The organism is Cryobacterium inferilacus (assembly GCF_019599185.1).
GTDB classification, from domain to species: Bacteria; Actinomycetota; Actinomycetes; order Actinomycetales; family Microbacteriaceae; genus Cryobacterium; species Cryobacterium inferilacus.
The window spans coordinates 18,947-32,364 of sequence record NZ_JAIEUL010000012.1; the positions used below are offsets into that span (position 1 = coordinate 18,947).

The 13,418-nt window shown below is 66.3% G+C and carries 10 protein-coding genes; 2 read left to right on the forward strand and 8 right to left on the reverse strand.

Features of this window, described 5'->3' with window-relative positions; genetic code table 11:
* Positions 1–48 precede the first annotated feature (48 nt).
* Positions 49–1,047 (reverse strand): ABC transporter substrate-binding protein, encoded by a 999-nt coding sequence (locus tag K2F54_RS11745; RefSeq protein ID WP_220606049.1) that lies wholly within the window; start codon positions 1,045–1,047, stop codon positions 49–51.
* Positions 1,048–1,385: 338 nt separating this feature from the next.
* Between K2F54_RS11745 and K2F54_RS11750 the strand changes: the two genes are divergently transcribed.
* Both K2F54_RS11750 and K2F54_RS11755 read left to right on the forward strand, forming a co-directional pair.
* On the forward strand, positions 1,386–2,921 hold the full coding sequence (locus K2F54_RS11750; RefSeq protein ID WP_220606136.1) for a sugar ABC transporter ATP-binding protein: 1,536 nt from the start codon (positions 1,386–1,388) through the stop codon (positions 2,919–2,921).
* Positions 2,922–3,072: 151 nt separating this feature from the next.
* Positions 3,073–4,086, forward strand: a complete 1,014-nt coding sequence (locus K2F54_RS11755; protein ID WP_220606050.1) for a LacI family DNA-binding transcriptional regulator — start codon at positions 3,073–3,075, stop codon at positions 4,084–4,086.
* A 145-nt stretch (positions 4,087–4,231) separates the two neighbouring features.
* Here the strand turns inward: K2F54_RS11755 and mmsB are convergent, their stop codons facing one another.
* From mmsB to K2F54_RS11790, 7 genes are all read right to left on the reverse strand, one after another.
* Positions 4,232–5,473, reverse strand: a complete 1,242-nt coding sequence (gene mmsB / locus K2F54_RS11760; protein ID WP_220606051.1) for a multiple monosaccharide ABC transporter permease — start codon at positions 5,471–5,473, stop codon at positions 4,232–4,234.
* Between the two features lie 33 nt (positions 5,474–5,506).
* On the reverse strand, positions 5,507–7,036 hold the full coding sequence (gene mmsA / locus K2F54_RS11765) for a multiple monosaccharide ABC transporter ATP-binding protein (protein WP_220606052.1): 1,530 nt from the start codon (positions 7,034–7,036) through the stop codon (positions 5,507–5,509).
* Between the two features lie 84 nt (positions 7,037–7,120).
* The gene (gene chvE / locus K2F54_RS11770) at positions 7,121–8,242 is read right to left on the reverse strand and encodes a multiple monosaccharide ABC transporter substrate-binding protein (protein ID WP_308287633.1); all 1,122 of its coding nucleotides are present in this window, start codon (positions 8,240–8,242) and stop codon (positions 7,121–7,123) included.
* A gap of 216 nt (positions 8,243–8,458) precedes the next feature.
* Positions 8,459–9,169 (reverse strand): L-ribulose-5-phosphate 4-epimerase, encoded by a 711-nt coding sequence (locus K2F54_RS11775; RefSeq protein WP_220606053.1) that lies wholly within the window; start codon positions 9,167–9,169, stop codon positions 8,459–8,461.
* A 232-nt stretch (positions 9,170–9,401) separates the two neighbouring features.
* The gene (locus tag K2F54_RS11780; protein ID WP_220606054.1) at positions 9,402–10,421 is read right to left on the reverse strand and encodes a LacI family DNA-binding transcriptional regulator; all 1,020 of its coding nucleotides are present in this window, start codon (positions 10,419–10,421) and stop codon (positions 9,402–9,404) included.
* A gap of 346 nt (positions 10,422–10,767) precedes the next feature.
* Positions 10,768–11,928 (reverse strand): cystathionine gamma-synthase, encoded by a 1,161-nt coding sequence (locus tag K2F54_RS11785; protein ID WP_220606055.1) that lies wholly within the window; start codon positions 11,926–11,928, stop codon positions 10,768–10,770.
* 66 nt (positions 11,929–11,994) lie between these two features.
* The gene (locus K2F54_RS11790; RefSeq protein WP_220606056.1) at positions 11,995–13,359 is read right to left on the reverse strand and encodes a cystathionine beta-synthase; all 1,365 of its coding nucleotides are present in this window, start codon (positions 13,357–13,359) and stop codon (positions 11,995–11,997) included.
* Between the last annotated feature and the right edge of the window lie 59 nt (positions 13,360–13,418).

Here is a 13,418-nt window from a genome sequence, read left to right on the forward strand (position 1 = left end):
TACCGCAGGAACGAACACCCTGTCCGCTGTCGCGGGTGGTGCGTCGGATCAGTACTGACGCTCTGGCAGGGCCGCGGTGGCCGCCTCGGGCGAGTCGAACGTCGTGCTCGGCACGACGATGCTGGACTCGACGTCCTCGCCTTCCAGGGCCGCGTTGACGACCTCGATGGCATCCTCACCGAAGAGCGGGTTGTACTCGGCCACGAAGCTCAGTCGGCCGGCCGCGAGCGCCTCGAGGGCGGCCTGGGTGCCGTCGATGGTGATGATCTTCACGTCGGTGCCGGGGGTCAGCCCGGCCTCCTCCACCGCGAGAGCGGCGCCGAGGCCCATCTCGTCGTTCTGGGCGAAGACGAGCTGGATGTCGTTGCCGTTGGCCTTGAGCATGGTCTCGAAGACACTCTTGGCCTCTTCGGTCGACCAGTTCGCGGACTGGCTCTCCAGCTTGGTCAGGTTGTCGGCGACGGCCTCGTCCCACCCCTTGTTGCGGTCGTTCACGACCGACAGGCCTGGCGGGCCTTCGAGAACGACGTAGTTGGCGCCATCCGGGAACTGCTCGTTGGCCCATTCGGCGGCCGAGGCGCTGATGCCCACGTTGTCCGGGGCGATGCGGCTGGTGTACAGGCTCTCGTCGTCCGGTTCGATACCGCGGTCGAGCAGCACCACCGGGATCTCGGCCTCCTGCGCCCTGGCGAGCACGTCTTCCCAGCCGGTGGCCTCCGTGGCGGAGAGCAGGATCGCGTCAACGCCCTCGTCGATGAACGACGTGAACGCCGTGATCTGCGAGTTCTGGTCGCCGTTGCTCGACGGGGCGTACTTGAGGTCGAAGCCGTTCTCGGCCGAGAAGGCGTCCTGGATGTTCTGCTCGTTCGCGGTGCGCCAGCCGCCCTCAGGGCCGACGGCCACGAAGCCGACGGTGGTGACCTCGCCGCCGTCGTCACCGGATGCGGCGGGCTCGTCCGACCCCGACGAGCAGGCGGCGAGGCTGAGGGCCAGTGCTCCGGCGAGGGCCAAGCCCGTGAACGCCCGGAACCGTTGTGTGGGTGCCATGTGATCTCCTCCTTGAGACCTGCGGACACGAGCGTCGTGCCTGCAGTATGAATGTGTTCGAGTGAACTGCTCTGGTGCGCGGCGGCCTGTGATCGCTAACAATCCGCGCCCAGCCAGCCGCTTGATAGTTTCCGACTTCGCTGTCCAAACCAATTGTTAGCCTTCACAATCGCTCTTTTCGGAGGCTATCCGCCTTTCCGAGCGGTTGTCAAGGCCTCCGAACGGGGCTCGTCGCGAATTCTGCAGCGGTTGCGCCGAACCAGTTGTGAACCCTAACATTCACAGAGGACGAGGAGGTTCGCGACGTGCACGACAGTAGAGCCGAACCGATCGTGGTCATGACCGGTATCACCGTCACGTTCGCGGGCGTGACCGCGCTGGATGCCGTGGACTTCCGGCTGTTCCCCGGCGAGGTGCACTCGCTGATGGGTGAGAACGGTGCCGGCAAGAGCACCCTGATCAAATCGCTCACCGGCGTCTACCGCATCGACGGCGGCCGCATCGAGGTCGACGGAGCACTCGTCTCCTTCACCAGCCCGGCCGACGCGCAACGGGCCGGGGTGAGCACCGTGTACCAGGAGATCAACCTGCTGCCCAACCTCACCGTGGCCGAGAACATCCTGCTCGGGCACGAACCACGTCGGCCGTGGGGCGGCATCGACTGGCCGGCGACCCGCCGGCTCGCCGGCGAGATGCTCAGGGCGATGAACCTCGACATCGACCCGGCCTCGGTCCTGGCCGACCATTCTCTGGCCGTGCAGCAGCTCATCGCCATCACCAGGGCGGTGGCCGTGCAGCCCAAGGTTCTGATCCTCGACGAACCCACGTCCAGCCTCGACACCGACGAGGTCACCGAGCTCTTCCGCATCATCACCCAGCTCAAGCAGGCCGGGGTCGCCATTCTGTTCATCTCGCACTTCATCGAGCAGGTCTACGAGATCTCCGACCGGCTCACCGTGCTGCGCGACGGCCGGCTCGTCGGCGAGTACCTCACCGACGACCTGCTGCGCATCGATCTGGTGCAGAAGATGGTCGGCGCCGAGATGTCGGCGCTCTCCGAGCTGCAGCATCGCACCACCGAGCGGGAGGTCGAGGAGGCCCTCGGCGGGGAACTGCCGCTGGTGAGCGCCATCGGGCTGGGCCGGGACGGCGCGCTCGAACCGATCGACCTGGCCGTGTACGAGGGCGAGATCGTCGGCATGGCCGGGCTGCTCGGCTCCGGCCGCACCGAACTCGCCCGGCTGCTGGCCGGCATCGACCGGCCCGACAGCGGCGGCGTGGCCGTGGATGGTTCGCTACGGAAATTCCGTGGCCCGCGGGATGCGCTGAAGCGCCGCATCGCCTACGCCTCCGAAGACCGCCGCGGTGAGGGCATCATCGGCGACCTGACCGTGCGCGACAACATCGTGCTGGCCCTGCAGGCCGACCTGGGCTGGTTCCGGCGGATCTCCCGCAAGCGGCAGGACGAACTCGCCCTCAGCTACATCCAGGCGCTCAACATCCGCCCGCCCAACCCGGAGGCGTTGGTGCGGAATCTCTCCGGCGGCAACCAGCAGAAGCTGTTGCTCGCCCGGTGGCTGGCCATCGCCCCCAGGCTGTTGATCCTGGATGAGCCCACCCGCGGCATCGACATCGGGGCCAAGGCCGAGATTCAGAACCTGGTCACCAACCTCGCCGAGAACGGCCTCGCGGTGGTGTTCATCTCCGCTGAGCTCGAGGAGGTGCTGCGGATCAGCAACCGGGTGGCGATCCTGCGGGACCGCAAGAAGGTCGCCGACATCGCCAATCACGACCTCACCGTCGAGCGGCTGCTCACCGTCATCGCCGACGGTGCGGAGGACGACGACGGTGACGCCCGGTGGGTCCAGCGGTGACCGGGCCCGCCGTGCACCTGGCGGCAGCGGGCCGGGGCGCTGAACTAGAATTGCACTCACAACCCTGCGCCAAGTGGGCTGGCCGTATGCACCGCGTGAGAATCGACCGCGGTGTGCCGGGGCCTTGTTACCCGCAGGGAAAGGGATCGCCGTGAGAGAGGAAACTCCCCGCCAGGCGACGATCTTCGACGTCGCCCGGCTCGCCGGGGTCTCGCACCAGACGGTCTCGCGGGTGCTCAACGACCTGCCCAATGTGCGGGCGTCCACCCGGGTGCGGGTCGAAGAGGCCATCACGAAGCTGCGCTACGTGCCCTCCCCCGCCGCCAGGGCACTCGTCACCCGGCGCTCGCGCACCATCGGCCTGATCGCCACCGGCACGCCGGAGTTCGGACCGGCATCCACCCAGTTGTACTTCAACGCCGCCGCGCGCAAGGCCTCCTGGTCGGTCTTCACGGCCAGCCTGATCGACACCGAGGCGTCCGCCATCCGGGCCGTCGTCGAGGCGTTCCTGCGGCAGAACGTGGAGGGGATCGCGGTGATCACCAGCCGTCAGGGCGTCGTCGACGTCGTCGCCGCCATGGAACTGGCCATTCCCGTCGTGGCGCTGGAGGCGACGCCGCGCTCTGGCATCACCACGGTGGGTGCCAACCAGTACAGCGGCGCCCGCAGTGCCGTGGCCTACCTGGCCGAGCTCGGTCACCGCACCATCGCGCACCTGGCTGGACCGAGCGATTCGATCGACGCCCGCGAACGCGAACGTGGCTGGCGCGATGAGCTGGCCTCCCGCGGTCTCCAAGCCCAGCGCATCGGCATCGGCGACTGGTCGCCGTCGGCGGGGTACAGCTTCGGCATGGCCTGCGACCTCGAGGGGCTCACGGCCATCTTCGCGGCGAACGACCAGATGGCGGTGGGGCTCATGCACGCCCTGTCCGACCGCGGCCGTTCGGTGCCGCAGGATGTGAGCATCGTCGGGTTCGACGACGTGCCGGAGGCCGAGCACCTGTCGCCGCCGCTCACCACCGTGCGGCAGGACTTCGAGCGCATCGGCCGGGACATGCTCGGCGAGCTGCTCGGCCAGATCAACGGCGACGGCGCTCGCCTGCCGGCGTCTGTCCCCACCCTGATCGAGCGGGCCTCCACCCGCCGCCTCACCCCCGACGCCTGACCCCACCATCCCCTTCCCGATCTGGGGCCTGACTACTGCCGCGAGATGACACGGCGGGCGGATGCGTGGGCCGGCGGGCGCAGAAAAGCCGCCGGCCCCGCATCCAAAGGGATGCGGGGCCGCCGGCCGGAACGAGCGGTGTTAGCTAGCGACCACCGGAGCGGCGCTTGTTGTAGACGTCGAAGGCGACGGCCAGGAGGAGCACGAGGCCCTTCACGGCCTGCTGCCACTCGATACCGATACCCATGATCGACATGCCGTTGTTCAGCACACCGATGATCAGACCACCGATGATGGCGCCACCGATGGTGCCGACACCACCCTGCACGGCCGCGCCACCGATGAAGGCGGCGGAGATGGCCTCGAGCTCGAAGCCGTCACCGGCCTTCGGGCCGGCCAGGTTGAGGCGGGCGGTGAAGATCAGGCCGGCGAGAGCGGCGAGTACACCCATGTTCACGAACAGCCAGAACGTCACGTTGCGGGTCTTGACGCCCGACAGCTCGGCGGCGTGCAGGTTGCCACCGATCGCGTAGATGTGACGGCCGAACACGCTGCGGTTCATGATGATGCCGTAGACCAGAACCAGCACGGCCAGCACGATCAGCGTGACCGGGATGCCCTTGTAGGAGGCCAGTGCGTAGGCGAACATGCCGATCACGACGGTGATGAGCACGAGCTTGCCGACGAACCAGACGAGCGGCTCGACTTCCTGGCCGTACGCGGCCCGGCCGTTGCGGGTGCGGAACTGCTGCACCACCAGGGCGATGATCGCGATCGCGGCCACACCCAGGGTCAGCGGGTCGAGCTCGAATTCACCGAACAGGTCGGTGAGGAAGCCGTTGCCCAGTGCGCGGTATTCGGCCGGGAACGAACCGATGTTGGCGTTGCCGAGCACTGCGAGCGCGAGGCCGCGGAAGATCAACATGCCGGCCAGCGTCACGATGAACGCCGGGATGCCCACGAAGGCGATCCAGAAGCCCTGCCAGACACCCACGAGGGCGCCGACCAGCAGCGACAGGATGATCGACAGCCACCAGGGCAGGCCCCAGGTGACGGCGAACACACCGGATACGGCTCCGACGAAGGCGGCGACCGATCCGACCGACAGGTCGATGTGGCCGGCGATGATGACCATCACCATGCCCACGGCCAGAACGAGGATGTACCCGTTCTGCACGATCAGGTTCGAGATGTTCTGCGGCCGCAGCAGGATGCCGTCGGTCAGGAAGCTGAACAGCACCACCACCACGATCAACGCGATGAAAATACCGTTCTTGCCGAGGTCGGTGACGACGTGGCTGAGCCAGGTCCCGATCTTCGAGCTGCTGGGGTTCACCTGTGCGCCTGCGGCCGAATTGCTCGCCGGCTTGGTTTCGAGATCACTCATTTTGACGTTTCTCCTTTGCCGATAGCGCCGACGCTAACGGGCCTTTTCCATGGTCATGTGCTTGATGAGGGTTTCCGGGGTGGCGTCAACGATCGGGAATTCTCCCGTGATGCGTCCCTCGGAAAGGGTGTAGATGCGGTCGCAGATACCGATCAGTTCGGGCAGCTCAGACGAGATCACGATGACGCCCTTGCCCTGTGCGGCGAGGGCATTGATGATCGCGTAGATCTCGTACTTGGCGCCCACGTCGATGCCGCGGGTGGGCTCGTCGAGGATCAGCACGTCGGGGTTCGAGTAGATCCACTTCGACAGCACGACCTTCTGCTGGTTACCGCCGGAGAGTTTCCCGGTCTTGGCCAGCACGGTCGGCGCCTTGATGTTCATGCTCGTGCGGTACTCGTTGGCGACCTTGAATTCTTCGTTGTCGTCAACCAGGCCACCCTTGACGAGCTTGCCCAGTGAGGCCATCGAGATGTTGCGCTTGATGTCCTCGATCAGGTTGAGCCCGTAGGTCTTGCGGTCCTCGGTGGCGTAGGCGATGCCGTTGTCGATCGCCTCGGTCACCGTGCGGGTCTTGATCTCCTTGCCCGCCTTGAAGACCTTGCCCGAGATGCGGCTGCCGTAGGTGCGACCGAAGAGGCTCATCGCGAACTCGGTGCGCCCTGCGCCCATCAGCCCGGCGATGCCGACGATCTCGCCGCGACGCACGTTCAGGTTCACGGCATCCACCATCACCCGGTTGGGGTCCTGAGGATGGTGAGCGGTCCAGTCCTCGACCCGCAGGATCTCTTCGCCGATGTTGGGCGTGTGATCCGGGTAGCGGTGTTCGAGGTCGCGGCCGACCATGTCCTTGATGATGCGGTCTTCGGTGACATCGGCCTTGGCGATCGTCTCGATGGCCTTGCCATCGCGAATGATCGTGACGGCGTCGGAGACCTTCTTGATCTCGTTCAGCTTGTGGCTGATGATGATCGACGTGATGCCCTGGCCCTTGAGGTGCAGCATCAGGTTGAGCAGGTGATCGGAGTCCTCGTCATTGAGGGCGGCCGTCGGCTCGTCCAGGATGAGCAATTTCACGCGCTTGGAGAGCGCCTTGGCGATCTCCACCAGCTGCTGCTTGCCAACGCCGATGTCCATGATCTTGGTGGTGGGGTTCTCGCGCAGGCCCACCCGGGCGAGCAGCTTGACGGCCTCGCTGTTGGTCTTGTTCCAGTCGATCAGGCCGAAAGCGCCGCGCTGTTCGTTGTTGAGGAAGATGTTCTCCGCGATGGAGAGGTAGGGACTCAGTGCGAGTTCCTGGTGGATGATGACGATGCCCTTGGCTTCGCTGTCCCGAATGTCCTTGAACTCGACGACCTCGTCTTCGAAGACGATGTCGCCGGTGTAGGTGCCGTGCGGGTAGACGCCGCTGAGCACCTTCATCAGCGTGGACTTGCCCGCGCCGTTCTCACCGCAGATGGCGTGAACTTCGCCGCGAGCGACATTGAGCGTCACGTCCTGCAGCGCCTTGACGCCGGGGAAGGTCTTGGTAATACCGCGCATCTCGAGGATGTTGGTGGTCACGTGCATTCCTTTCTGAGGTGTATCCGTTGTGATGACCGGCCGGCGGGGCGTGAACCCCGCCGGCCGGTCATGAACACGTGACTCTTAGCCGTCGATCTCGGCCTGGGTCCAGTAGCCGCTGTCAACCAGCTGCTCCGTGATGTTTTCGTTGACCACGATTGCGGAGTCGAGGAGGTAGGAGTCCACAACCTTCACACCGTTGTCGTAGTCGGTCGTGTTGTTGACCTCGGGCTCCTCGTCGTTCAGCAGCGCGATGGTCATGTCGACCGCGACCGAAGCGAGCTGGCGGGTGTCCTTGAAGATCGTGGCGTACTGCTCACCGGCAACGATGGCCTTGACCGAGTCGAGCTCAGCGTCCTGGCCGGAGATTGCGGGCCAGGCGTCGCCGACCGAGTAGCCGGCACCCTCGAGGGCAGAGATGATGCCTCGCGAGATGCCGTCGTACGGGGAGAGCACGCCGTTGATGACGGTGCCGTCGGAGTACGTGGACGTCAGGATGTTCTCCAGACGGCTCTGTGCCTCTTCACCGTCCCAGCGCAGGGTTGCAACCTGTTCGAAGTCGGTCTGGCCGCTGCCGACAACGAGCACGCCGGAGTCGATCAGCGGCTGGAGGGCATCCATCGCGCCGTCGAAGAAGAACGTCGCGTTGTTGTCGTCGGGGGAACCAGCGAAGATCTCGATGTTGAACGGGCCGGCCGGAGCGTCAGCGAGCGGCGCGCCTTCCAGGTCGGTCAGGCCGAGGCCGTTCAGCAACGACCAGGCCTGCTGCTGGCCGACCTTGAAGTTGTCGAACGAGGCGTAGTAGTTCACGTTCTCGGTGTCGCGGATCAGGCGGTCGTAGGCGATGACGGGGATGTCGGCGTCTGCGGCGTCCTGGAGCACGCTGGTGAGGGTGGTTCCGTCGATGGAGGCGACGATCAGGGCTTCTGCGCCCTTGGTGATCATGTTCTCGATCTGCGAGACCTGCATGGGGATGTCGTCTTCTGCGTACTGCAGGTCGACGGTGAAGCCCTCTGCCTCGAGCTGCTCCTTGACGGCGTTACCGTCGTTGATCCAACGCTCCGAGGACTTCGTGGGCATCGCGACGCCGACAAGTCCGCCGTCGCCGGCGCCTTCGCCGCCGTCTGAGCCGCCGCTGGAGCATGCTGCCAGCGAGACAACCATGGCTCCGGCAGCCAGGGTTGCGAGGAATGCTTTCTTCTTCACTGTGGTTCCTTTCGTATTTTCAATCGACTTTGATGTCAAATCTGTGAAGCGAATGTGGTGCGTGTGATTACAGGGCGTGCGCCGGGCGGATGTCCGCCTGGTTCCAACGCACCCCGAGGGAGACATCCCGGGAGGTGGTGGTCTTATCGGTCACGAGGGGATCGGTGTGAGCTCCAGGTGCAAACTTGTGGGTGGATGCTGCCGGTGTGGCACGCATCAGGTCAACGCCCCCTGCGGCGCCTGGCCGTAGACGTTCTGGTACCGGTTGAACAGGGCATCGATCGCTTCCTGCGGGATGGGGATGAGGTCCCCACCCTGGCGGGCGATCTGCACGGTGCGGGCGACGTCTTCGACCATGACGGCAGCCTTGACCGCGTCGCGGGCGTCTTTGCCGATGGTGAACGGGCCGTGGTTCTGCATCAGCACGGCCCGGGAGCGGTGCCCGGTGAGCGCCTCGACGATGCCCTGACCGATGGTGTCGTCGCCGATGATCGCGAACCGGCCGACCGGGATCGGCCCGCCGAACTCATCCGCCATGGCCGTGATGACGCAGGGGATCTCCTCGCCGCGAGCGGCCCAGGCGGTGGCATAGGTCGAGTGGGTGTGCACGACGCCGCCGACCTCGGGCATGTTCCGGTAGACGTAGGCGTGCGCGGCGGTGTCGCTGGACGGCGACCGGTCGGAGCCGGGCGTTTCCGGGATGACACGGCCGTCGAGATCGCAGAGGATCATGTTCTCCGGCGCGAGCTCGGCGTAGTCGACACCGGACGGCTTGATCACGAACAGGTCGGCACCAGGCACGCGGCCGGAGACGTTGCCGCCGGTCCACACGACCAGGCCGTTCGCGGTCAGCTCACCGTGGAGCCGGGCGATGTCGGCGCGGACGCGGGCGATGGCGACCTCGATCTGGGGGCCGAAGGTGCTCATGCCGTCACCGGCGCAGACTCGAAGCCAGCTGCAGGCTGCGCGGCGGTGGTGATCACAGAATCGACTTCCTTGTCTGAGGTGATGCGGGTGATGCGGATGTTCCGGTTCAATGTGAACGGTCACATCGCGTTTCTCATGTTAGCCGTATCGGGGAAAGATCTGTCAAGTCCGGTTTGTCACTTTTGGGTAACGCCCCACGAGCGGGGTCGTCGCGGCATCGGCGAGGCCGGGCTCAGAACGCGGGCGGACCCGTGGACGAGCGCACGATCAGGGTCGGGATGATGGCACTGCGGTCCACGACCGGGCCGGCGGTGATGTCGTCCAGCAGCAGGTCCATGCACCGTCGACCCAGTTCGGCGAAGTCCTGGCGCACGGTCGTCAGCGGCGGCCAGAAGTGTGCTGATTCGGGAATGTCATCAAATCCGACCACGCTGATGTCGCCGGGGATGTCCAGGCCGGCGTCACGGATGGCGTGCATCAGGCCCAGCGCCATCTGGTCGTTCGACGAGAAGATCGCGGTGAAGTCCCGCACCCGCAGCAACTCCCGGCCGGCGTAGTAGCCGAAGTCCGCGGTCCAGTCGCCCAGGATCGGCGCCGTCGTCGGCACATCCATCGCCCCCATCTCGTCGAGGAACCCGCGCATCCGCGCCTCCGCCTCGATCCAGTCCTGCGGGCCGGCCAGATGGTAGATATTGCGGTGGCCGAGGTCGATCAGGTGCCGGGTCGCCAGTCGGGCACCGGCGATCTGGTCCACGGACAGGCCGTGGTCATTCAGCCCGCCGGTGGATTGCAGGGTCACGTACGGCACCGAGATCGAGAGCTGTTCGAGAACGTCGAAGACGCGCATCTGCGGGGCGATCACGACGATGCCCTCCACCGACTGCAGCATCAGATGGTCCAGGGCCGCCTCGATCGACTCGGGATCGACCGCGGTGAGGTTGGCCGTGTTCACGTAGTAGCCGGCCTCCCTGGCGGCGTCCTGGATGGCCGCAATACTGCTGGCCGGGCCGTACTGCGAACTCGACGCCGAGAGCACACCGATCGTGCGGGAGGTGCCACGGGACAACGCCCTGGCGGCACGGTTGGGCCGGTATTGCAGGTCGTCCATGACCTGCTGCACCTTGGCCTTGGTGCTGTCCCTGATGCTGGGGTGGTTGTTCAGCACCCGCGACACGGTCTGATGAGACACTCCGGCAAGGCGCGCGACATCCCGGATGCTGGGTGCGCGACTCTTGGGCAGATCAGCTGGCACGGGGTGGCCTCGTTTGAATGTGCACGGTCACAAATGTGGCCGCAGGTCAATTATGCACGGGAGAGGCGCGCAGGGAGCGCCCACGGCGCCGCGGATGTGACTGTCACATCCCCGTGGAAGTAGATGTGACTGTCACATCGACCACGCCGCGAGACCGGCCGATCAGGCGCTGGCGCGCACCACGAGGTCGGTGGGCAACACGATCACACTCGGGCGTTCGAAAGATGCCCGGGGAAGCATGCGATCCCGCGCGGCCGCCCATCCACTAACCAACTGTTGCCCGTACGGACAATTGCGCCCGGCACACCGGGCGCAATTGTCCGTTCCGGGAACAGTTGCGGGCGGGTTAGCTGGCGGGCAGGGCCTGCGCGAGGTCGGCGAGGAGGTCGTCGATGTCCTCGATGCCCACCGAGAGACGCACGATGTTGGTGGCCACCTCGAGCTCCGTGCCGCGCACCGACGCGTGGGTCATCTCGGACGGGTAGTTCACCAGGGACTCGACCCCACCGAGCGACTCAGCCAACTGGAACAGGTGCATCGACTCGGCGAAGAGCCTGGCGGCGGTTTCGCCACCGCGGAACGCGATCGAGAGCATGCCGCCGAACGCAGTCATCTGGGAGGCGGCCAACTCGTGGCCCGGGTGGCTCTCGAGACCCGGGTAGTAGACCTTCTCGATCGCCGGGTGGGTCTCCAGGTAGCGGGCGATGGTGAGGGCGTTGCTGCTGTGCCGCTCCATCCGCACGGCGAGGGTCTTGATGCCGCGCACGGTGAGCCAGGCATCCAGAGGTGCCGAGACCGGGCCGGCCGCGAACTGGATGAACTTCGTCTTCTCGGCCAGCTCGTCGTCGTTGATGACCAGGCCACCGCCGATGACGTCGGAGTGGCCGCCGAGGTACTTGGTGGTGGAGTGCACGACCACGTCGGCGCCGAGGGCGAGGGGCTGCTGCAGCGCCGGAGAGGCGAAGGTGTTGTCGACCACTACGAGCACGCTGTGGCGGTGCCCGATCTCGACCAGACCGGCGATGTCGCTGATCTTCATGAGCGGGTTGCTCGGCGTCTCCACCCAGAGGATCTTGGTCTCGCCGGGGATGATGGCGGCTTCGACCGCGGCCAGGTCGCTCATCTCCACCGTGGTGTTGCGCACACCCCAGGCGCCGTGCACCCGGTTGATCAGCCGGTGCGTGCCACCGTAGACGTCGTTGCCGAGCACCACGTGGTCACCCGGAACGAGCACCGCGCGCAGCAGACTGTCTTCGGCGGCGAGCCCGCTGGCGAAGGACAGCCCGTGCTTTCCGCCCTCGAGCGCGGCGAGCATGGTCTCCAGCGAGGTGCGGGTGGGGTTGCCGCCGCGGCTGTATTCATAGCCGCCGCGGAGGCCGCCGATGCCGTCCTGAACGTAGGTGGAGGTCTGGTAGATCGGCGGGATGACGGCGCCGGTGGTCGGGTCGAATTCCTGCCCGGCGTGGATGGCGATGGTGTTGAAGTTCTGCTTCTCTGACTGGCTCATGGTGCGGTCTTCTTTCGGAAGGTTGTGCGGATGCGTCGCCGGGCGCAGGGGCTGCGCGGGCGCGGGCTAAGCGCTGAGGTAGGTGAGGAGGTCGTGCCGCGTGATCACGCCGAGCGGCTTGCCGCCGTCGGTGACGAGCAGTGCGTCGTGCTCGGCGAAGGCGGTGCGGGCCGAGCCGACGGGCTCGTTCACCCCGATCAGCGGCAGCGCGTCACCGATTATCGACCCCACCTTGTCGGTGAGTTGCGCCTCGCCGGAGAACACCCGGCCCATCAGGCTGCGCTCGTCGAGTGCACCGAGCACCTCACCCATCACGACGGGAGGTTTGGCCCCGAGCACGAGCAGCTGCGAGACGCTGGCCGACGTCATCGCCTCGATGGCGTCGCGCACGGTGTCGTTGGGGTGCACGTAGACGAACGGCGGCAGCGTACCGGTCTTCGACCGCAGCAGGTCGGCCACGGTGTGACCGGTGGGTGCGTTGGAGAAGCCGTAGCTGCGCATCCAGCCGTCGTTGAAGATCTTGCCCAGGTAACCGCGGCCGCCGTCGGGCAGCAGCACCACCACCACGGCGTCGGCGGGCAGGTCTTTCGCGGCGCGGAGGGCCGCGACCACGGCCATGCCGCTCGAACCGCCGACCAGGATGCCTTCTTCGAGAGCGAGGCGTCGGGTCATCTCGAACGAGTCGGCATCGGAAACGGCGATGATCTCGTGCGGCACCGCCGGGTCGTACGCGCCCGGCCAGAAGTCCTCACCGACACCCTCCACCAGGTACGGCCGGCCGGTGCCCCCAGAGTAGACGGATCCCTCCGGGTCGGCGCCGATGATGCGCACCGAGTCGTTCGACACCTCGCGCAGGTACCGGCCGGTGCCGGTGATGGTGCCGCCGGTGCCCACGCCAGCCACGAAGTGGGTGACGGTGCCGTCGGTGTCGCGCCAGATCTCGGGGCCGGTGGACTCGTAGTGACTGAGCGGACCGTTCGGGTTGGCGTACTGGTTGGGCTTGAAGGCGCCCGGGATTTCACGGGCCAGCCGGTCGGAGACGCTGTAGTAGGACTCGGGGTCGTCTGGGGCCACGGATGTCGGCGTCACGACGATTTCTGCACCGTACGCGGTGAGCACGTTGCGCTTGTCCTCGCCCACCTTGTCCGGCAGCACGAAGACACACTTGTAGCCACGCTGCTGGGCGACCAGCGCGAGGCCCACCCCGGTGTTGCCCGACGTGGGCTCGACGATGGTGCCGCCCGGCGCCAGCAGCCCGTCGCGCTCCGCGGCATCGATGATGCGGGTGGCGATACGGTCCTTCGCGGATCCGCCGGGGTTGAGGTACTCCAACTTCACCAGGACCGTGGCGGAAACGCCCTCGGTCACCTGGTGAAGTTTGACCAGGGGGGTGTTGCCGATGAGGTCGAGGATGGTGTCAGCGATTTTCATGATGATCCTTCGTCTGGGAGACGGGGTGCGGCGTCGGTGTTGCGCGGCGGGAGGTGCGG

Excerpts from the sequence above, each read along its gene's own strand:
- K2F54_RS11790 (WP_220606056.1), bottom strand. The coding sequence starts at position 13,359 with ATGAAAATCGCTGACACCATCCTCGACCTCATCGGCAACACCCCCCTG.
- mmsB (WP_220606051.1), bottom strand. The coding sequence starts at position 5,473 with ATGAGTGATCTCGAAACCAAGCCGGCGAGCAATTCGGCCGCAGGCGCA.
- K2F54_RS11775 (WP_220606053.1), bottom strand. The coding sequence starts at position 9,169 with ATGAGCACCTTCGGCCCCCAGATCGAGGTCGCCATCGCCCGCGTCCGC.
- K2F54_RS11750 (WP_220606136.1), top strand. The coding sequence starts at position 1,386 with ATGACCGGTATCACCGTCACGTTCGCGGGCGTGACCGCGCTGGATGCC.
- K2F54_RS11785 (WP_220606055.1), bottom strand. The coding sequence starts at position 11,928 with ATGAGCCAGTCAGAGAAGCAGAACTTCAACACCATCGCCATCCACGCC.
- K2F54_RS11745 (WP_220606049.1), bottom strand. The coding sequence starts at position 1,047 with ATGGCACCCACACAACGGTTCCGGGCGTTCACGGGCTTGGCCCTCGCC.